General features: G+C 73.5%; 18 protein-coding genes. 9 read left to right on the forward strand and 9 right to left on the reverse strand.

Translation table 11 applies throughout. The features are described 5' to 3' along the window. Positions 1-53 precede the first annotated feature (53 nt). A complete protein-coding gene (locus IE142_RS00330) occupies positions 54-1,280 on the reverse strand; it encodes an MFS transporter (RefSeq protein ID WP_191883831.1) in 1,227 nt (408 codons plus the stop codon). 145 nt (positions 1,281-1,425) lie between these two features. Then, positions 1,426-2,475 (reverse strand): endonuclease/exonuclease/phosphatase family protein, encoded by a 1,050-nt coding sequence (locus IE142_RS00335; RefSeq protein ID WP_191883832.1) that lies wholly within the window; start codon positions 2,473-2,475, stop codon positions 1,426-1,428. A gap of 312 nt (positions 2,476-2,787) precedes the next feature. Here IE142_RS00335 and panB point away from each other — a divergent pair, with 312 nt between their 5' ends. The 3 genes from panB to IE142_RS00350 all read left to right on the forward strand — a co-directional run bounded on the left by panB (position 2,788) and on the right by IE142_RS00350 (position 5,668). After that, complete coding sequence (gene panB, locus IE142_RS00340) at positions 2,788-3,663, forward strand: 3-methyl-2-oxobutanoate hydroxymethyltransferase (RefSeq protein ID WP_191883833.1); 876 nt, start codon at positions 2,788-2,790, stop codon at positions 3,661-3,663. 152 nt (positions 3,664-3,815) lie between these two features. Continuing rightward, on the forward strand, positions 3,816-4,841 hold the full coding sequence (locus tag IE142_RS00345; RefSeq protein ID WP_191883834.1) for an ATP-binding cassette domain-containing protein: 1,026 nt from the start codon (positions 3,816-3,818) through the stop codon (positions 4,839-4,841). Then, positions 4,838-5,668 carry an ABC transporter permease gene (locus IE142_RS00350; RefSeq protein ID WP_191883835.1) on the forward strand — a complete coding sequence of 277 codons (831 nt, stop codon included), beginning with the start codon at positions 4,838-4,840 and terminating at the stop codon, positions 5,666-5,668. The genes IE142_RS00345 and IE142_RS00350 overlap by 4 nt, the downstream gene beginning before the upstream one ends. 32 nt (positions 5,669-5,700) lie before the next feature. Here IE142_RS00350 and IE142_RS00355 read toward each other — a convergent pair whose 3' ends face one another. Beyond that, on the reverse strand, positions 5,701-9,279 hold the full coding sequence (locus IE142_RS00355) for an AfsR/SARP family transcriptional regulator (protein WP_191883836.1): 3,579 nt from the start codon (positions 9,277-9,279) through the stop codon (positions 5,701-5,703). 384 nt (positions 9,280-9,663) lie between these two features. On the opposite strand from IE142_RS00355, the gene IE142_RS00360 reads away from it, so the two are divergent. Continuing rightward, positions 9,664-10,461 (forward strand): site-2 protease family protein, encoded by a 798-nt coding sequence (locus tag IE142_RS00360; protein ID WP_191883837.1) that lies wholly within the window; start codon positions 9,664-9,666, stop codon positions 10,459-10,461. Here the strand turns inward: IE142_RS00360 and IE142_RS00365 are convergent. Further along, on the reverse strand, positions 10,451-10,642 hold the full coding sequence (locus IE142_RS00365) for a hypothetical protein (RefSeq protein ID WP_052839954.1): 192 nt from the start codon (positions 10,640-10,642) through the stop codon (positions 10,451-10,453). The genes IE142_RS00360 and IE142_RS00365 overlap by 11 nt on opposite strands. A gap of 76 nt (positions 10,643-10,718) precedes the next feature. Beyond that, a complete protein-coding gene (npdG, locus tag IE142_RS00370) occupies positions 10,719-11,426 on the reverse strand; it encodes an NADPH-dependent F420 reductase (protein WP_191883838.1) in 708 nt (235 codons plus the stop codon). 163 nt (positions 11,427-11,589) lie between these two features. On the opposite strand from npdG, the gene IE142_RS00375 reads away from it, so the two are divergent. Next, positions 11,590-12,192, forward strand: a complete 603-nt coding sequence (locus tag IE142_RS00375) for a hypothetical protein (protein ID WP_043373616.1) — start codon at positions 11,590-11,592, stop codon at positions 12,190-12,192. 62 nt (positions 12,193-12,254) lie between these two features. Next, complete coding sequence (locus IE142_RS00380) at positions 12,255-13,592, forward strand: MFS transporter (RefSeq protein ID WP_191883839.1); 1,338 nt, start codon at positions 12,255-12,257, stop codon at positions 13,590-13,592. Positions 13,593-13,595: 3 nt separating this feature from the next. Here IE142_RS00380 and IE142_RS00385 read toward each other — a convergent pair whose 3' ends face one another. Further along, positions 13,596-13,826: a hypothetical protein gene (locus IE142_RS00385; protein ID WP_191883840.1), complete on the reverse strand. Its 231-nt coding sequence runs from the start codon at positions 13,824-13,826 to the stop codon at positions 13,596-13,598. 57 nt (positions 13,827-13,883) lie between these two features. Here IE142_RS00385 and map point away from each other — a divergent pair, with 57 nt between their 5' ends. Continuing rightward, positions 13,884-14,744: a type I methionyl aminopeptidase gene (map, locus tag IE142_RS00390; protein ID WP_191883841.1), complete on the forward strand. Its 861-nt coding sequence runs from the start codon at positions 13,884-13,886 to the stop codon at positions 14,742-14,744. A gap of 132 nt (positions 14,745-14,876) precedes the next feature. Further along, complete coding sequence (locus IE142_RS00395) at positions 14,877-15,524, forward strand: biliverdin-producing heme oxygenase (RefSeq protein WP_191883842.1); 648 nt, start codon at positions 14,877-14,879, stop codon at positions 15,522-15,524. A 36-nt stretch (positions 15,525-15,560) separates the two neighbouring features. Here the strand turns inward: IE142_RS00395 and IE142_RS00400 are convergent, their stop codons facing one another. Then, positions 15,561-16,244, reverse strand: coding sequence for a PhzF family phenazine biosynthesis protein (locus tag IE142_RS00400; protein ID WP_191883843.1), 684 nt, complete (start codon positions 16,242-16,244; stop codon positions 15,561-15,563). Between the two features lie 260 nt (positions 16,245-16,504). Here IE142_RS00400 and IE142_RS00405 point away from each other — a divergent pair, with 260 nt between their 5' ends. Beyond that, complete coding sequence (locus IE142_RS00405; RefSeq protein ID WP_191883844.1) at positions 16,505-17,494, forward strand: SCO2278 family lipoprotein; 990 nt, start codon at positions 16,505-16,507, stop codon at positions 17,492-17,494. 25 nt (positions 17,495-17,519) lie between these two features. On the opposite strand, the gene IE142_RS00410 is transcribed toward IE142_RS00405, so the two are convergent. Beyond that, positions 17,520-18,251: a bifunctional DNA primase/polymerase gene (locus IE142_RS00410; protein WP_191883845.1), complete on the reverse strand. Its 732-nt coding sequence runs from the start codon at positions 18,249-18,251 to the stop codon at positions 17,520-17,522. Positions 18,252-18,381: 130 nt separating this feature from the next. Then, entirely contained in the window at positions 18,382-19,026 is a 645-nt protein-coding gene (locus IE142_RS00415; RefSeq protein WP_191883846.1) for a TetR/AcrR family transcriptional regulator, read from the reverse strand. Between the last annotated feature and the right edge of the window lie 39 nt (positions 19,027-19,065).

Below are 19,065 nucleotides of genomic sequence, written 5' to 3' on the forward strand. Positions count from 1 at the left end.
AAACAGAACTGGACGGGAGGGGAACAGGGGCGCCGGCATCGGCACCCCAGCCGTCACCGCCGTACCGCCTCCGCCTCCTCCGGCACGTGCCCCGCGACGACACGCTCCCGCCCGGACACCGCGGCGTCGGCGCCCCGGCGCCGGTCCACCGCCCACGCCGCGCCCGCGACCGCCAGCCCGAGCACCGCGAGCCCCGCGCCCGCCGTGGCCGGGGAGGTGACGCCGAAGCCCGCGGCCAGGGCGAGGCCGCCGATCCAGGCGCCGCCGGCGTTGGCGAGGTTGAAGGCGGCCTGGTTGGCCGAGGAGGCGAGAGAGGGGGCCGCCGCGGCCTTCTCCATGACCATGAGCTGGAGGGGGGAGCCGGTGATGAAGGCGGCCATGCCGAGCAGGGCGACCGCGCCGGCCGCCGCCACCTCCGAGCGCATCAGGAGCGGGAAGAGGGCCAGGACCAGGACGAGGGAGACCAGGCCGCCGAAGAGGGTGCCGCGCAGGGAGTGGTCGGCCAGCCGGCCGCCCAGCAGGTTGCCCGCGGTGGCGCCGACGCCGAACAGGGCCAGCAGCAGCGTCACGCTGGCCTCGGCGAAGCCGGCGGCGTCCGTGAGCATCGGCGTGATGTAGCTGTACGCCGCGAAGAGCGCGCCGAAGCCCGCGACCGTCGTACCGAGGGCGAGCCAGACGGGGACGGAGCGCAGGGCGGCCAGTTCGCCGCGCAGGCCCGTGGTGGGGGCGGGCGCGTTCTCGCGCGGGATCAGGGCGACCAGCGCCGCTATCGCCACGACGCCGATCGCGCTCACGCCGAGGAAGGTCGCCCGCCAGCCGAGCTGCTGGCCCATGGCGGTGGCGGCGGGGACGCCGACGATGTTGGCGACGGTGAGGCCCAGGAACATCAGGGAGACGGAGCGGGCCTTGCGTTCCGGCGCGACCATGCCGGTGGCGACCACCGCGCCGACGCCGAAGAAGGCGCCGTGCGGCAGGCCGCTGACGAAGCGGGCGGCGAGGAGGGAGACCTCTCCGGGGGCGAACGCGGACAGCGCGTTGCCGGCCACGAAGAGGGCCATCAGCGCGATCAGGACCGTGCGGCGGGACATCCGCGCGGTCGCCGCCGCGAGCAGCGGGGCGCCGATGACGACGCCGAGCGCGTACGCCGAGACCAGGTGGCCGGCGCTGGGGATCGAGATGTTCAGGTCGTCCGCGACATCGGGCAGCAGGCCCATCATCACGAACTCGGTGGTACCGATGCCGAAGGCGCCCACGGCAAGGGCGAGCAGGGCCAGGGGCATGAAGGTCTCGCCTTTCGAGAGCGGAGGTGTGCGTACGGGACGCTTCGCTATGTTCCCGTACGGAACAAAGTCTCTCAGGGCGAGTATTCCGCCAGGTGACGCGCGGGTTTCCGGCAGCCGCTCAGATGGGGCTGAGCAGGGACTTTCACTGCGCCTCTGTGTCGACCCTCACACGTGCGGCGATCGGGAGGTGGTCGCTGCCGGTGGCCGGGAGCGTCCAACTGGTCGTCGGCTCGACGCCCGAGACCAGGATCTGGTCGATGCGGGCCATCGGGAAGGCCGCCGGCCAGCTGAAGCCGAAGCCGTCGCCGACGGCGCCCTGCGGGGAGCGCATCTGGGAGGTGATGGCGGTGAGGGCGCGGTCGTTCATGGTGCCGTTGAGGTCGCCGAGCAGGATCTTGCGCTCCAGCTTCTCGTCGGCGATGGCCTCGCCGAGGGCGTTGGCGCTCTTGTCCCGCTGCCGGGCGGTGAAGCCGGCCTCCAGCTTCACCCGTACGGAGGGCAGGTGGGCGACGTACACCGCGACCGGCCCGGAGGGCGTGGCGACGGTGGCGCGCATGGCGCGCTTCCAGCCCAGCTCGATGTCGACGGCCTCAACGTCGCTGAGCGGGTACTTGCTCCACAGCCCGACCGTGCCGACGACGGCGTGGTGCGGGTACTTCGCCTCCAGCGCCTTCTCGTACGTCGGCACCGCGGTCGCCTTCAGCTCCTCCAGAGCCATCACGTCCGCTCCGGAGGCGGCCACGGCGCGGGCGGTGCCGGCCGGATCGGCGTTGTCGGCGTTGACGTTGTGCGTGGCCACCGTGAGGTCGCCGCCGGAGCCGGTCTTGTCGAAGAGGAGGCCGCCGAAGAGATTGAGCCACACGCTCACCGGCAGTACCAGCGCGATCAGCGCCGTCGCCGACTTGCGGGCGAGCGCGATCACCAGCAGGACGGGGATCAGCAGGCCGAACCACGGCAGGAAGGTCTCGGTGAGGCTGCCGAGGTTGCCGATGGCGTTCGGGATGTGGGAGTGGGCCGCCATGACGATCGCCAGGACGACCGCCACCGTCGCGGTGATCAGACCCCGGCGCCAGATCCGCCGGTCGCCTCGCCAACCGGTGACGGCCCGGTCGTACAGGCGCCGGATCCGGGTGGTCCGGCGCTCGGGCCCCGAGTCGTCGTCCGTCTCCGTGATGTACGCCTGCTGCGCCATACCGTCGCCTCACTGCCTGCCGTGCACACCGTCGCCCCCCGTGACTCAGCACCCTAGGGGATGATCGGTTCCTTTCCTGCCGTCCCTCGACGGCCGTACGGGCACGAGGACGTACGAGTCCCCGTCCGGAGTTCCGAACCCCGCCCTCCTGGACCGCTCTGTGACAGAACGATCACATTCGCCCCACTCGGCACGACGGATCGGGGGCCGGGAGGAGGGTCCCCTAGCCGCCGGGGCGCGGGAAGTGCCACCATGGAAGGGATCCGGGGACGCCGTGAGGGCGCCTCGAGATGACTTGAAGGAGCCGTTGCCATGACGCAGCTTTCGGCTGCCCAGACGCCACAGAGCCGCCCTGCCGACGGGAGCAAGGCGCTGTACGGGGGCAAGAGCAACCGTCGTATCACCGTCCGGGACATCGCCGCCGCCAAGGAGCGCGGCGAGAAGTGGCCCATGCTCACCGCCTACGACGCGATGACCGCGTCCGTCTTCGACGAGGCCGGCATCCCGGTCATGCTCGTCGGCGACTCCGCGGGCAACTGTCACCTCGGCTACGACACCACCGTGCCGGTCACCCTCGACGAGATGACCATGCTGTCCGCGGCCGTCGTCCGCGGCACCTCGCGTGCCCTGGTCGTCGGCGACCTGCCCTTCGGTTCCTACCAGGAGGGCCCGGTGCAGGCGCTGCGCTCGGCGACCCGGCTGGTGAAGGAGGCCGGGGTCGGGGCGGTCAAGCTGGAGGGCGGCGAGCGCTCGCACCGGCAGATCGAGCTGCTGGTCGAGTCCGGCATCCCGGTGATGGCGCACATCGGCCTCACCCCGCAGTCCGTCAACGCCATGGGCTACCGGGTGCAGGGCCGGGGCGAGGAGGCGGCCCAGCAGCTGCTGCGCGACGCCAAGGCCGTGCAGGACGCGGGCGCCTTCGCGGTCGTCCTGGAGCTGGTACCGGCCGAGCTGGCCGCCGAGGTGACGCGGTCGCTGCACATCCCGACGGTCGGTATCGGCGCCGGACCCGACACCGACGCCCAGGTGCTGGTGTGGACCGACATGCTCGGGCTGACCGGCGGCCGGGTGCCGAAGTTCGTGAAGAAGTACGCCGACCTGCGCCAGGTCATCGGCGACGCGGCCAAGTCCTTCGCCGAGGACGTTGTCGGCGGAACGTTCCCGCAGGACGAGCACTCCGTCCACTGAGCCATCGCGGCACCACACACCGGCCCCGCCGATCTTCCCCCGTCGGCGGGGCCGGTCCCCGTCTCGGCGGTGTCGGTGGGATGTCGGTGCCCGCACCGTGCTGTCGGCGGGATGTCGGCGGTTTGTCGGCAGAGGCTGACAACGTCGTCGGCATGAAGCGAATCGACGACAGCCCCCGGACCGCGGGCAGCGCGGTCACCGTGCGGGGGCTGGTCAAGCACTACGGCGAGACCAAGGCACTGGACGGCGTCGACCTCGATGTGCGCGAGGGCACCGTGATGGGTGTGCTCGGACCGAACGGGGCCGGCAAGACCACCCTCGTCCGCATCCTGTCCACCCTCATCACGCCCGACGCCGGCCGGGCGCACGTCGCCGGCTACGACGTCGTACGGCAGCCGCGGCAGCTGCGGCGCGTGATAGGTCTCACCGGGCAGTACGCGTCCGTGGACGAGAAGCTCCCGGGCCGGGAGAACCTCTACATGATCGGGCGCCTGCTCGACCTGTCCCGCAAGGACGCCCGCAGGCGGGCCGACGAACTGCTGGAGCGGTTCTCGCTCACCGAGGCCGCCAAGCGGCCCGCGAGGACCTACTCGGGCGGCATGCGGCGCCGCCTCGACCTCGCCGCCTCCATGATCGGAAATCCGGCGGTGCTGTACCTGGACGAACCCACGACCGGTCTGGACCCGCGCACCCGCAACGAGGTGTGGGACGAGGTCAAGCGCATGGTCGGCGACGGCGTCACCGTGCTGCTCACCACCCAGTACATGGAGGAGGCCGAGCAGCTCGCCTCCGAGCTGACCGTCGTGGACCGCGGCAAGGTCATCGCGAACGGCGGCATCGAGGAGCTGAAGGCCAAGGTCGGCGGCCGCGCCCTGCGGGTCCGCCCGGCCGACCCGCTCCAGCTCCGCCCGCTCGCCTCCCACCTGGACGAGCTGGGCATCACCGGGCTCGCCAGCTCCACCGTGGACACGGAGCGCGGTGCCGTCCTGGTGCCGATCCTCAGCGACGAGCAGCTGACCGCGGTGGTCGGCGCGGTCACCGCGCGCGGCATCACCGTCTCCTCCGTCACCACCGAACTGCCCAGCCTGGACGAGGTCTTCCTGTCGCTCACCGGCCACCGCGCCAGTGCCCCGCAGGACCCCGCGCCCGCCGACACCCGCGAGGAGGTCGCCGTATGAGCGCCGCCACCCTGACCCCCACTCCCGCACCCGCACCCACTCCCGACGCCCGGATCTCGCTGCGCGGGCACGTGCGGCACACCGGCGCCCTGGTCCGCCGCAACCTGCTGTGGATCCGCCAGGACCCGGAGTCGATGTTCGACGCCGTGCTGATGCCGGTCGTCTTCACCCTGCTGTTCGTGTACGTCTTCGGCGGGTCGATCGGCCAGGCCCTGGGCGGCGGCCAGGACGGCTATGTCCAGTACGTGATCCCCGGCATGATCGCGATGATGAGCATGACGCTGTCCCAGGGCGTCGGCACCGGGTTCAGCCAGGACTTCAACTCCGGCGTCATGGACCGCTTCCGGTCGCTGCCGATCGGGCGCGGCTCGGTGCTCTTCGCGAAGATCGCGGTGGAGATGCTGCGGATGCTGTTCGCGACGACGGTGCTGATGGTCGTCGCCGTCCTGGTCGGTTTCGACATCGAGCGCTGGGGCGGTCTGTTCGCGGCCGTGGGCCTGTCGGCGGTGTTCGCCTCGTCGATCATGTGGGTGTTCATCACCCTGGGCGTGATCCTCAAAAACGCCCAGTCGGTGCAGGCGATGGGCTTCCTGGTGCTGTTCCCGCTCCAGTTCGGCTCCTCGATCTTCGCGCCGACGCAGTCGATGCCGGGCTGGCTGCAGGCCTTCACCGACTACAACCCGCTGTCCACGCTCGCCGACGCGGCGCGCGGACTGATGGTCGGCGGCCCGGTCGCGCACGACCTGTGGATCACGCTGGCCTGGTCGGTGGCGATCACGGCGGTGATGGCGCCGGTCGCCATCCACAAGTTCCGTACGAAGACCTGACCGGGCCGGCACGGACGGCCGCGGGTCCCGGGTCAGACGAGGACGAGGGCCTCCCGCGGGGAGAGGCCGTCGCCCTCGGCGTACGCGGCGTGGTACGCCTCGGCGTCGAGCACCTCGCGGACCCGCCCGGTGGCCCGGGCGCGTGCGTCCCGCTCCAGGCCCATCGAGACGTGCTCCGGGGGCAGCATCGCGTCGGCGGCGCCGATGCAGCGCGCGGCGTCGGCGGCCCGGCGCCCGCCGTCCACGCGGGCCAGCGCCATCGCGGCGATGGTCAGGCAGCCGGAGCGCATGTGCGGGGCGATGGCCGCGGACAGCGGGTCCTCGGCCCGCTCCAGCGCCTTGCGGACCTTGTCGAGGCACTCCTCGTGCCGGTCCTCCAGCGTCGCGATCCACGCCTCGGCGGCGAGGATGAAGGCGTCGAAGACGATGAAGTGCGAGATGGCGAAGTCCCGGCGCAGCAGCCGTAGCTGCACCCGTGCCTCGGCGGTCCGGCCGGTCATGCCGAGCCAGCCGGCGAGGAAGAGCCGGGCGGCCGGCATGGCGCCGCTGTGCCCCGCGCCGTCGGTGCGGTCGATCACGGCGTACAGGATGCGCTCACCCTCCTCGCCCTCGCCCGCCTCCAGCAGCACACTGCCGAGGCGGGCCTCCAGGACGTCGACGTGGGCGTGCGCGCCGAGCCGCTCGGCGTGCTGCGCGGCGGCCCGGTAGTCGGCGGCGGCGAGCTGGAACTCGCCCTTGCGCTCCCGGGCCTCGGCGCGGGCGGCAAGGGCCTCGGCGGTGCCCCAGGCGTCGCCGAGGCGGCGGTAGATCTCCAGCGCCTCGTCGGCGTCACTGGTGGCGTCGCCCGCCCACTCGGTGCGGTTGGCGAGGAAGTTGGCGCGCATCTGGAGGCTGCCGGCCAGCGCCCAGTCGTATCCCGGCGTCTCGCGGCAGGTGCGCACGGCTCCGTCCATGATCTCGCGCAGCCGCACCATGTCGCCGGAGAGCATCACGGCGAAGAACCAGAGCAGGCCGGGAGGGAAGCAGGTCTGGGGCATGCCCGGTTCGTACGTGACGGCGATGGCGCGCAGCTTCCGCTTGGCCGCCGGGCTCTGCCAGGCGTCCAGCTCGGTGTCCATGCAGGCGAGATGGGCCAGGTGGACGCCTCGGCGGGCCTCGGCGAGCACTTCACCGGTCATCGGGGGCGGGGCGGACGTGCACCGCTCCCACACCGGCTCGGCGCGGCGGACCGGCTCGGCGAACGGGTCCGGACCGAGGGTCATGACCTCGCTGAACCAGTTCCGCGCCTCCACCCGCATGTCGCGCATCTGCCAGTACCAGACCAGCGACAGGGACAGGCTGAGCGCCTCCTGCTCGTCGCGCTCGGCGATGGCGTGGCGCAGGGCGGTGCGCAGGTTCTCGTACTCGCGCTCCAGCCGCTCGATGGCGGCGAGCTGTCGCGGGCCGCGCAGCAACGGGTCCGTGGTGCGGGCGAGTTCCCGGTAGTACGTCAGGTGTGCGCGCTCGGCGGCGGGTCGGCCGCCGGACTCGTCGAGGCGTTCGCCGGCGTACTCGGCGACGGTCTCCAGGAGCCGGTAGCGCATCCCGTCGCTCCCGGACGGCGCGGCCACGACCAGGGACTTGTCGACGAGGGAGCCGAGCGCGTCCAGGGCGGCGGGCCCGCACACGGCCTCGGCGGCGGCGAGGTCGCAGCCGCCCGCGAAGACGGACAGGCGGCGCAGCACCTCCCGCTCCTCCTCGTCGAGCAGGTCCCAGGACCAGTCGACGACGGCGCGCAGGGTCTGCTGGCGGGGCAGGACGGTGCGGCTGCCGGAGGTGAGCAGGCGGAAGCGGTCGTCGAGGCGGTCGGCGATCTGGCGCGGGGTCAGCATCCGCAGCCGGGCGGCGGCCAGTTCGATGGCGAGCGGCAGTCCGTCGAGGCGGCGGCAGATCTCGGCGCAGGCGTCCGCGGTCTCCTCGTCGGCGTCGGGGCGGAAGCCGGGGCTGGCGGCGGCGCCCCGGTCGGCGAGCAGCCGCAGCGCGGCCGGTTCGGGCAGCGGCTCCACCGGGCGCAGCAGCTCCCCCGGTACGCCGAGGGGTTCCCGGCTGGTGGCGAGGACGGTGAGGTTCGGACAGCGGGCGAGCAGTTCCTCGGCGAGGCGGGCGGCGGCGTCGACGACGTGCTCGCAGTTGTCCAGGACGATCAGCATGTGGCGGCGGCCGCAGTGCTCGACGAGGCGCTCGACCGCGGTGGCCTGCCGGTCGGTGGCGGCGACGGCCCGCATCTCCTCCGCGCCGGCGCCGTACAGCACGGTCTCGCGGGCGCCCAGCGCGGTCAGCACGGCCTCCGGCACGGCGTCGGGGCCGTCGACGGGCGCGAGTTCGGCCAGCCAGGCACCGTCCCGTGCCGGGTCGCCGGCGCCCTCGGCGGCCTCCTGCGACAACCGGGTCTTGCCGGCGCCGCCGGGCCCGAGGAGGGTGACGAGGCGGGTGGCGGCCAGGTCGGCGCGGAGGGCGGCCAGGTCGGCGTCCCGGCCGACGAAGGAGGTGAGCCGGGCTCGCAGGTTGCCGCGGGGGCGGGGCGCCGACACGGTGGCGCAAGCCTGGGCCTCAGGGCCCGGCGGCGCCGTGGGGCCGGCGGAGGCCGAAGCGGCGGGCGACGTGGTGCGGGCGGGGGCCGCGGGGTGGGCCTGTGCCGACGGGTGGGCGGCGGACACACCGGTACCGGCGGACGGGGAGGCGGCACCGGCGGAGCCGGCGGACGCCGGACAGGCGGCGCCCGCGACGGACGGCGTGAGTTCGGCGGAGGCGTCCGGCGCGGCGGAGCCCTCAGGTCCGGTGGGCGCGGCGGGCGTCCCCGGCGGTCCGGCCAAGGGCGCGGGTCCGGTGGGACTCTCGGGCGGGCCGGGATTCAGCAACTGTCCGTGCAGTGCCCGCAGTTCGGGGCCGGGGTCGGCGCCGAGCCGGTCCGCGAGCAGCCGTCGTACGTCCTCGTAGGCGGCCAGCGCCTCGGCGGTGCGGCCGGTGTCGCGCAGGGCGCGCAGCCGCAGGGCCTGGAGCGGCTCGTCCAGGGGGTGGCCGTCGCACAGCGCGGTGAGCTCGGGCAGGGAGTGCTCGGCCTGCCCGAGGTCCAGCGCGGCGGTGTGGCGGGCCCGCAGGACGTCCAGGTGCCGGGTCTCCCAACGGGCCGCCTCCGCGGTGCGGTCGGGCAGGTCGGCGAGGGCGGGGGCACACCACAGGCCGAGGGCGTCGTCGAGCACGGCGGCGGCCTTGGCGGGGTCGCCGTCGGCGAGGGCGCGGGTGCCCTCGCCCGCCAGCCGGTCGAAGCGGTGCAGGTCGGTGTCCTCGGGGCCGGCGGTGAGCCGGTAGCCGCCGTCGGCCGAGACGACCGCGTCCGCCCCGAGGGCCCGGCGCAGCCGCCCGACCAGCGCCTGCAGCGCGCCCGGCGCGTCGGCGGGCGGGTCGCCGGCCCACACCTCCTCCACCAGCAGTCCCGCGGGCACGGTGCGGCCGGCCCTGAGCGCGAGCACGGTCAGCAGTGCGCGCAGCCGCGCCCCGCCGACCGGGACGGCCGTGCCGTCGGAGCGGAGTACCTGTGTGGTGCCGAGGATGCGATAGCGCACGGGGTCCATTGTCCCCGTTGCCGTCGGAGCCGGTCACGAGGTTCTGCCGGTGCGGCGTGTGGGCTTGCCGGTCGCCGGGGACGCGGGGCCGGCGGGCCGCGGGACGCGGCGCAGCCGACGGACCGGGCGAGGCGCGGACGGGCGAGGCACGGACGGGCGACGGACCGCGAGAACGCAGGACCGGCGACGGACCACCGGGAACGGGACGGTCGACGGAACGCGGGGAACACGTGCCGGAAGCCGCGGGGCCACCGGTCCGCGGGGCCCCGTGGCCGGCCTCGCCCGGAACCTCCCGCCGACCGCGAGACGTTCTCCCGGTGCGCCCGGTACGGTCGGGCAGTCCCCGCGGGTCCCGCCGGCCGGGTCCGCACGCCGAAAAGCCCAGGGAGCCCCATGACCACCGCCCCCGTCCACCGGAGCGACCGGCGGATCAGTCCCGTGTTCCTCGGGATCGTCGCCGTCACCGCGGTCACGGGCTGGGCCACCTGGACCGGGTTCGCCGAGCAGCCGGGCGTGGCCGTGTTCCTGTTCGTGACGGGCGCCTGGGTCGTGTCGCTGTGCCTGCACGAGTACGCGCACGCGCGCACCGCCCTGCACAGCGGGGACATCTCGGTCGGCGCGAAGGGCTACCTCACGCTGAACCCGGTGAAGTACACGCACGCCCTGCTGAGCATCGTGCTCCCGGTGCTGTTCGTGATCATGGGCGGGATCGGTCTGCCCGGTGGTGCCGTCTTCATCGAGCGCGGGCGCATCCGGGGACGTTGGCGGCACAGTCTGATCTCGGCCGCGGGGCCGCTGACGAACGTGCTGTTCGCGATCGTCTGCACGGCGCCGTTCTGGCTGGACGCGCTGGACGGCGTACCGCGCGACTTCCGGCTGGCGCTGGCCTTCCTGGCGCTGCTCCAGGTCACGGCCGCGATCCTGAACTTCCTGCCGGTGCCGGGCCTGGACGGCTACGGGGTGATCGAGCCCTGGCTGTCGTACAACGTGCGGCGGCAGGTGGAGCCGCTGGCGCCGTTCGGACTGCTGATCGTGTTCGCGCTGCTGTGGATCCCGGCGGTCAACGGCGTGTTCTTCGACGCGATCGACGCGATCCTGCGTTCCCTCGGGATCGGCGAGATCGACACCTACTGCGGTTTCGAGCTGTACCGCTTCTGGCAGACGGACGAGCTGTGCACCGTCAGCCCGTGACGGACGTGGCACGCCGGGCGTCGCGGCCCCGCTTGACGTAGTACCAGCACATGTTGGACGACACACCGGACAGCAGCACCCACACGACGCCGATCACGACACTGCCCTGCACGAAGGAGACGACGGCGGCGGCCACCGCGAGGACGCAGACGACCAGGGCGTAGAGGGCGAGGCGGGGCATGGGGCGGGCTCCTGTCGGGGGACACGTGCGGGTACTGCGCCGGCGCGGCCGGCACCCACCAGTGTCCCCCATCGCCTCACACGTCGGTGACGCGGAGCCCGGCGTGTGCCTTGTAGCGGCGGTTGACGGAGATCAGGTTGGCGACCAGGGACTCGACCTGGTGGGCGTTGCGCAGCCGTCCGGCGAAGACGCCGCGCATGCCGGCGATGCGGCCCGCGAGGGCCTGGACGATCTCCACATCCGCCCGCTCCTCGCCCAGCACCATCACGTCGGTGTCGATCTCGTCGATCTCCGGGTCCTGCAGGAGGACGGCGGAGAGGTGGTGGAAGGCGGCGGTGACCCGGCTGTCCGGCAGCAGGGCGGCCGCCTGCTCGGCGGCGCTGCCCTCCTCGGGCTTGAGCGCGTAGGCGCCCCGCTTGTCGAAGCCGAGCGGGTTGACGCAGTCGACGACGAGCTTGCCGGCCAGTTCCCCGCGCAGGGACTCCAGGGTCTTGCCGTGACCGTCCCACGGCACGGCGACGATCACCACGTCGCTGCGGCGGGCGGTCTCGGCGTTGTCGGCGCCCTCGACGCCGTGGCCGATCTCCTCGGCGGCGGCCTCGGCGCGCTCGGCGGCGCGCGAGCCGACGATCACCTTCTGGCCGGCCTTGGCGAGGCGGTAGGCGAGGCCCTTGCCCTGGGGGCCGGTGCCGCCGAGCACGCCGATGACCAGCCCGGATACGTCGGGCAGGTCCCAGGGGTCCTTGGCGGGGGCCTTCGGTGCAGCACTGTCGGTAGAGGTCATGGGCCGACCCTACGTCCGTCCCGGCCGCCGCACGGGCCGAGGTCCCGCCCGGTGCCGGACGTCACCGGACCGGGTCCCCGGTCGTCCCCGGCCGTCCCCGGGTCGGGCGAATCCCGGGCGAACGCCGGACCGCGCGGGCCGGGTTGCGGCAGGATGCGGGCGCATGGACGCCGTACGGGTCGCGCTGCTGCGGGAAGTGCTCGCCGGGACCGAGTGGCTGGGGGCCACCCGGAGGTTCGCGGGGGCGCTCAGGGGGTCCGTGGTGCCGCACGGGGGCGGGCTGCTGCTGGTGGGCACCGCCGAGTACGAGCCCTGGCACCTGGCGGCGCACCTGGTGGACGAGGCCGCCTGGTCGGGGACTCCGGAGCTGGCCCCCACCCTCGTACGGCACGACGCGCGGCCGTCGGACCCGGCGCACCTGGCGGTCGGCCTCGGACGGCTGGCGGCGGCCCGGCGCGGCGAGACGCTGCTCGTGGTGACGCCCGACGACCCCGGGGCCCCGCTCCTGGAACGGGTGCACGACGCCCGCCGGGCCGGCGCCACGGTGCTGGCCCTGGGCAGCGGCGAGCGGGAGCTGACGGCCATGGCGCACGAGGCCCTGTCCGTGCCGGACGGCGCCGAGCTGGACCTGGACACGGTGCAGCACCTGGTCAGCGCGGCGGCCGGCGAGAACGCGGTGCCGCCCCCGCGGGGCCCCCGCCGCTTCCGCGACCGCCTCTCCCGCCTGGCCGACCACCTGACGGCCCCGCCTCCGTCGCGCTGGTGACGGAGGCGGGCGCCCGGAAAACCGGTTGCCCACGCCCGTGCCCCGGCCGACGATGACCCCTCGTGACCCACGACGCTCCCGAGCCCGACGCCGGGCCCACCGGTCTGCGCGCCCTGCTGCCCGACCTCTCGCCCTGGCGGGCCTCGCGGGACTTCCGGCGGCTGTGGCTCTCCGGCCTGATCACGAACTTCGGGAGTTTCCTGACGCTGGTCGCGCTGCCGGTGCAGATCAAGGAGCTGACGGGGTCGGCGGCGGCCGTGGGCGCGATCGGCGCCGTGGAGCTGGTACCGCTGGTGGTGTTCGGGCTGTACGGGGGTGCCCTGGCCGACGCCTGGGACAAGCGGAAGCTGATCGTGCGGACGGAGGCCGGTCAGGGTCTGCTGTCCGCCGCGCTGCTGGTCAACGCGCTGATGCCGAGCCCAGCCGTCTGGCCGCTGTACGTGATCGCCGCGCTCACCTCGGCGCTCGCGGCCGTGCAGCGCCCGGCCCTGGACTCGCTGATCCCGCGCATCGTGGCCCACGAGCACCTGCCGGCCGCCGCCTCGCTGAACGCGGTGCGCTGGCAGGTGGGCGGGATCGCGGGCCCGGCGCTGGCCGGGGTGGTGGTGGCGTACGCGGGGCTGGGGTGGGCGTACGCGGTCGACCTGCTCACCTTCCTGGTCTCCGTCCTCCTGGTGGCCGGCCTCGCCGCCTCCCCCGCCTCGCACGGGGCGCGCGGGCCGTCGTGGGCGGCGATCGCGGAGGGCGCCCGGTACGCGTGGCACCGCAAGGAGCTGCTGGGCACGTACGCGGTCGACCTGGCCGCGATGTTCCTGGCGATGCCGCTCGCGCTGCTGCCGTTCCTGGCGGACGAGCTGGACGCCGAGTGGTCGCTCGGGCTGATGTACGCGGCGATCCCCGCAGGCTCGCTGCTGGTCGGCCTCAGCGGCGGCTGGACGTCGCGGGTGCACCGGCACGGGCGGATGGTGGTGCTGGCGGCGGCCGGGTGGGGCCTCGCGATCGCCGCCGCGGGAATCGCGGGGAACGTGTGGCTGGTGCTGCTCTGCTTCGTCCTCGCCGGTGCCTGCGACATGGTCAGCGGCGTCTTCCGCGGGGCGATGTGGAACCAGACCATCCCGGACGAGCTGCGCGGCCGGCTCGCGGGTATCGAGCTGCTGTCGTACTCCGTGGGCCCGCAGCTCGGCCAGGTCCGCGCCGGTGGCATGGCGGCACTCACCGGGGTGCGGGCGTCGGTGTGGTCGGGCGGGCTGCTGTGCGCGGGCGCGGTGGCGCTGCTGGCGCTGTGCCTGCCGACGATGATGCGGTTCGACGTGCGGACGAACGAGCACGCGGTGCGGCTGCGCAAGGAGCGCGCAGCCGCCGCCGGGAGCGGGGCCGGGTCCGCGACCGTGGAGGGCTGACCGTCAGTCCTCGTCCGCGCGTCCGGCCGGGCCGTCGTGCCACTTGGGGTCGTTCTCCCACTCGAGGTTGCGCTCGCGGGCCGTCCGCATCGCGTGCTCGGCCTCGGTGCGGGAGGCGTACGGGCCGAAGCGGTTCTTGGCCGGGCACTCCGGGCCCTCCTCGACCTTCTTGTGCTCCAGGCAGTAGTACCACTCGCCCGGTTTTCCGACCGTGCGCTTCTTGAACAGGGCCATGACCGGCTCCTTTCGCCAGGGACATGGTCTCGCATGCCCCTGGTTAGACTCGCTGTCATGTCTTCTGGCCAGTCGCTGCTCGTACCTGGGGAGCTCTCTCCCACCCGTCCCGTACCCGGAAACATCCGGCGGCCCGAGTATGTCGGCAAGCCCGCGCCGACGCCGTACACCGGACCGGAGGTGCAGACGCCCGAGACGATCGAGGCGATGCGGGTCGCCGGGCGGATCGCGGCACGGGCGATGGAGGAGGCCGCGAAGCTCATCGCTCCCGGCGTGACCACGGACGAGCTGGACCGGGTGGCGCACGAGTACATGTGCGACCACGGCGCCTACCCGTCGACGCTCGGCTACCGCGGTTTCCCCAAGTCCCTGTGCAGCTCGGTCAACGAGGTCATCTGCCACGGCATCCCGGACTCGACGGTACTGCGCGACGGCGACATCGTGAACCTGGACGTGACGGCGTACATCGGCGGCGTGCACGGCGACAACAACGCGACGTACCTGGTCGGCGACGTGGACGAGGAGAGCCGGCTGCTGGTCGAGCGGACCCGGGAGTCGCTGGCCCGCGCGATCAAGGCGGTCAAGCCGGGACGGCAGATCAACATCATCGGCCGGGTCATCGAGTCGTACGCGAAGCGGTTCGGGTACGGGGTGGTACGGGACTTCACCGGGCACGGGATCAACTCGTCGTTCCACTCCGGGCTGATCGTCCCGCACTACGACAGCCCGCACGCCACCACCGTCATCCAGCCCGGTATGACCTTCACGATCGAGCCGATGCTGACGCTCGGGACGCACGAGTACGACATGTGGGACGACGGCTGGACGGTCGTGACGAAGGACCGCAAGCGGACGGCGCAGTTCGAGCACACGCTGGTGGTGACCGATTCCGGGGCCGAGATCCTGACTCTTCCCTGACCGACCCCTGGTACCGCCACCGGAACGGCCCGCTCTCCTCGGAGGGCGGGCCGTTCCGCGTCCGGGTAGACCTTACCGACAGGCCGTCGGCAAACTGTTGACTTAGGTGAACCTAACCACAGAAAATCAGGCATGGACTCCTTCTCGACGCTCATCCGCACCGCCTCCCACGAGCAGCACGTGGAGGCGGAGACCTCGACCTTCATGAGCGACCTGCTGGGCGGGCGGCTCGGCGTCGACGCCTACGCGCGCTACACCGAGCAGCTGTGGTTCGTCTACGAGGCCCTGGAGACCGGGGCCGGCCGGCTGGCGTCGGACCCGGTCGCCGGGCCGTTCGTGCGGCCGGAGCTGATGCGGCTGGCCTCGCTGGAGCGGGACCTGGCGCACCTGCGCGGCGCGGACTGGTGCGCGGGGCTGACCGCCCTGCCCGCGACCGAGGAGTACGCGGCCCGGGTGCGCGAGTGCGCCGAGGACTGGCCGGCCGGGTACGTCGCCCACCACTACACCCGCTACCTCGGCGACCTGTCCGGCGGCCAGATCATCCGTGACAAGGCGGAGCGGACGTGGGGCTTCGCCAGGAAGGGCGACGGGGTCCGGTTCTACGTCTTCGAGGAGATCACCAACCCGGCCGCGTTCAAGCGCGAGTACCGGGAGCTACTGGACGGCATCCGCGCGGACGGCCTGGAGAAGCAGCGGGTCGTCGCCGAGTGCAAGCGGGCCTTCGCCCTGAACACGGCGGTCTTCCGGGCCCTGGGCGAGGAGTTCCCGCTCTCCGCGTGAGCGGCGGGTTCGCGCTCCCGGGGTGAGCGGCGCCCGTCACCGTTCCAGGCGCACCCGGCCGCCGATCTCGACCCAGCCCTCGGGCTGCGGCGCGGTCAGGATCTGCGAGCCGGCCCCCTGGGTGATGTTCAGGGCCCGGCCCAGCCGCTCGGTGAGCAGCAGCGCCGCCGCGCCGGTCGCCTCGTCCTCGTCGATGCCGTCGCCGCGCCCCGGGAAGGCGCGGGCCCGCACCCGCCCGGCCGCCTCGTCCTCCCACGCCCAGGCGTACACCCTCCCCCAGGCTTCGTCCGGGGGGACCCCCATCTCGCCTCGCTCGCCCGGCGGCGGCACCGCCAGGTCGTCCACCTCGGCGGCGGTGTCGTACTGGCGCAGGGTGCGCGGCGGGGCCCACTCGGGGCGGGCCTCGATCCAGCTGAACTCGCCGTCCAGCCGGGCGCCCACCACCCCGGCCGGGGTGACTAGTTCGGGCACGTCGAGCAGCCAGGCGGTGCCGACACAGGGGTGCCCGGCGAACGGCAGGCGCAGGGTCGGCGTGTAGATGTCGACGACGCCGCGCTCGGGGTCGTCGACGAACACGGTCTCGCTGAAGCCGAGTTCGGCGGCCAGCTCCTGCCGCCCCGCCGGGTCCGGCAGCACGGAGCCGTCCCGGACCACGCCGAGCTCGTTGCCGTATCCGCCGTTCGGCGCGCAGAAGACGCGCAGTACGTCGTAGTTGGTCACCGGGGCATTCAAGCATCGTCGTCGAGCGGCCGGACCGGCGTGGGGGCCTCGTCGTACGGCAAGGCGGCGAGTGCTCTCCGACGTCTGCCACCAGCCGGTGGAGGTGCTGCCGCGCCCGCGCACGGGGGCCGTTCCGGTCCTCCGGCGCCGCGACCCGTGACGCGAGGTCACGGAGAGGCCGCGGTACCCCGTCCCGGCGTCCGGGCGCCGTTTCGCCCCGGTAGGGTTCGCCTCCGGGAAGGGGAAGGTGAAGGAACCTGATGAGCTGGGATCGCGGCCCTCGTAGGCCCCGCAGGTTTGGCAAGCAGGCGCTCATAGCCGCCTCGGCGACCGCTTTGTCGTTGACGGCGAGCGGCTGCGTGGTGGTGCACGGTGAGCGCGAGGTGCTCCCGTCGGCCACCCGGGCCGAGGCCGCGAAGGCGCTCGAGCAGTTCACCGCCGCGTACAACGCGGCCGACAAGGCGTACGACACCTCCCTGGACGCCGGGCACACCACGGGCGCCCTCGCCGCCATCGACTCGGCACGGCTGAAGGCGGGCCGGGCCAATCACCCGGACGGCAACCCGTCGCACACGCCGCTGGAGCTGACGGACGCCGAGTTCACGATCCCCAAGAAGGCGGGCTGGCCGCGCTGGTTCGTCGCGGACGCCAAGGGCAACAAGGGCGGCGACACGCGCTGGCTACTGGTGTTCACCCGGCACGGCCTGGACGAGACCTGGCAGGCGGCGTACCTGACGCTGGTCGCCCCGGGCAAGGTGCCGGAGTTCAGGACCGACGCGGACGGCTGGGCCGAGGCCGTCCCCGCGAACTCCGCCGACGTGGCCACCCCGCCCGGCGACCTGAGCAAGGACTACACGGCGTACCTGAAGGACGGCGGGCAAGGCTTCGCGGACGGCGCCCACACCAGTGCCTGGCGCGAGTTGCGGCAGAAGCGGTCGAAGCGCCCCGGCCTGGTCACCCAGTACATCGACGAGCCGTTGACGAACGGCGACTACGCGCCGCTGGCGCTGCGCACGAAGGACGGCGGGGCGGCGGTGTTCTTCAGCACGCGCCACTACGAGAAGCAGACGGCGGCGCAGGGCGTGTCCGTGCCGACGCCGAACGAGGACGTGCTGGCGCTGACGGACGGCGAGATCAAGCAGTCGCTGACGATGGAGTTCGTCTCCAACCAGATCGGGCTCGACCCGGCGGACGGCCCGGTGTCCGTGGTGGGCCGGGTCCAGGGCTTGACGTCGGCGAAGGGCGAGTAGCCGCCCCGCCGTAGGCCGGCCCCGCTCAGCGGCGCAGGGGCCAGGCGGCGCCCGCGTGGTCGCCCTCCGCGCCGGCGTGCCGGGCACAGGCGTCGGTGAGGGTCTCCAGCAGGGTCAGCGGGTCCGGCAGCGGGTGCTCGGGGCCGCGCACCCAGTACACCGTGCGGTCCTCGCCGGGCAGCCGGGCGGGCGGTACGAGCACGTAGGAACCGCGACAGTGCCAGCGCAGGCCGGGATGCTCGTCCATCGTCTCGGGGTGGCAGTCCAGCTCGCAGGGCCACCACTCGTCCTCGTCCTCGGGGGTGCCCCGGGTGAGGGTGAACAGCAGCATGCGGCCGTCGTCGCTCTCGGCGACCGGGCCGACCTCGACACCGGCGTCGAGCAGCCGCCCGAGCGCCTCGCGACCGGCCTCCAGAGGTACGTCCAGGACGTCGTGCACCATGCCGGTCGCGGTGATGAAGTTGGCCTCGGGCTGGTGGCGGGCCCAGCGCTCGATCTGCGAGCGGTCCGTCGTCGACTGGGTCTGCCAGGCGAACGACACCGGGTGCCGGGCGGGGGTGGGGCAGCCGACGCGCTCGCAGGAGCAGCGGTATCCGGCCGGGTGCGCGGCGGGCGCCAGGGGCAGTCCCGCGTCGGCGGCGGCGAGCAGCAGATCCTCCCGGCCACCGTCACCGGCGGCCTCCTTGGGGCGGCGTCCGCGCAGCCACTGGGAGAGTTTGCCCTGCAGACCGCTCCGACCGCCGAACTCCGCTCTCATCTATCCCCTCGCCTCGCCGTCGTGCGCACCAGCATGCCCTATGGTCGCACCATTCCGCGCTTCGGGGCCGGGAAGGGACAAACTTCCCTGGTCAGGGTTGTTCGGCCGGTTTTCGCCGGTCGGTCTGCGGTCAGCGCGGCGCGAGCCCGTGCAGTGCGTAGTCGACGAGCGTGTCGGTGTACCCGTGGGAGATCGGGGCCGTGCGCTGGAGCCAGCGCTGGGCGAGCGGCGAGACGAACAGTTCGAGCGCGATGCGCGGGTCGAGGTCCGCACGGAGGTGACCGGCGTCCTGGGCCGAGCGCAGCCGGTCGACGAACAGCTGGAGCGACGGCTCGAGCAGCTCGGTCAGGAACGCCCGCCCGAGCTGCTCGTTGACCACGCCCTCCGCGGCGAGGGCGCGGTAGGGGGCCTCGAACTTCGGGTCGCGCAGTTCGTCGACGGTGGCACGCAGCACGCTCTTGAGGTCGGCCGCGAGGTCACCGGTGTCCGGGATGCCGACGCCCTCCTCCCCGGCCGCCTGCACGGCCCGGTCGCCGAGGTCGAGGAATGCCTCCAGCAGGACGTCCGCCTTGGAGGACCACCAGCGGTAGATCGTCTGCTTGCCGACGCCGGCGCGGGCGGCGATTCCCTCGATGGTCGTCCTCGGATACCCGACCTCGGCGACCAGCGCGAGGGCCGCGTCGTAGATGGCCCGGCGGGACCGCTGACTGCGGCGGCTGACGTCGGGGTGCGGCTTGTCGGCGGCGGGGGCGTGGGTGGGTTTCGAGGCGGCCATGGCTCGAATCTATCAGGTTGACAAGACGGTACGTCTCGC

Origin of the sequence: Streptomyces mutabilis (assembly GCF_014649815.1) — a bacterium.
GTDB lineage: Bacteria > Actinomycetota > Actinomycetes > Streptomycetales > Streptomycetaceae > Streptomyces > Streptomyces mutabilis.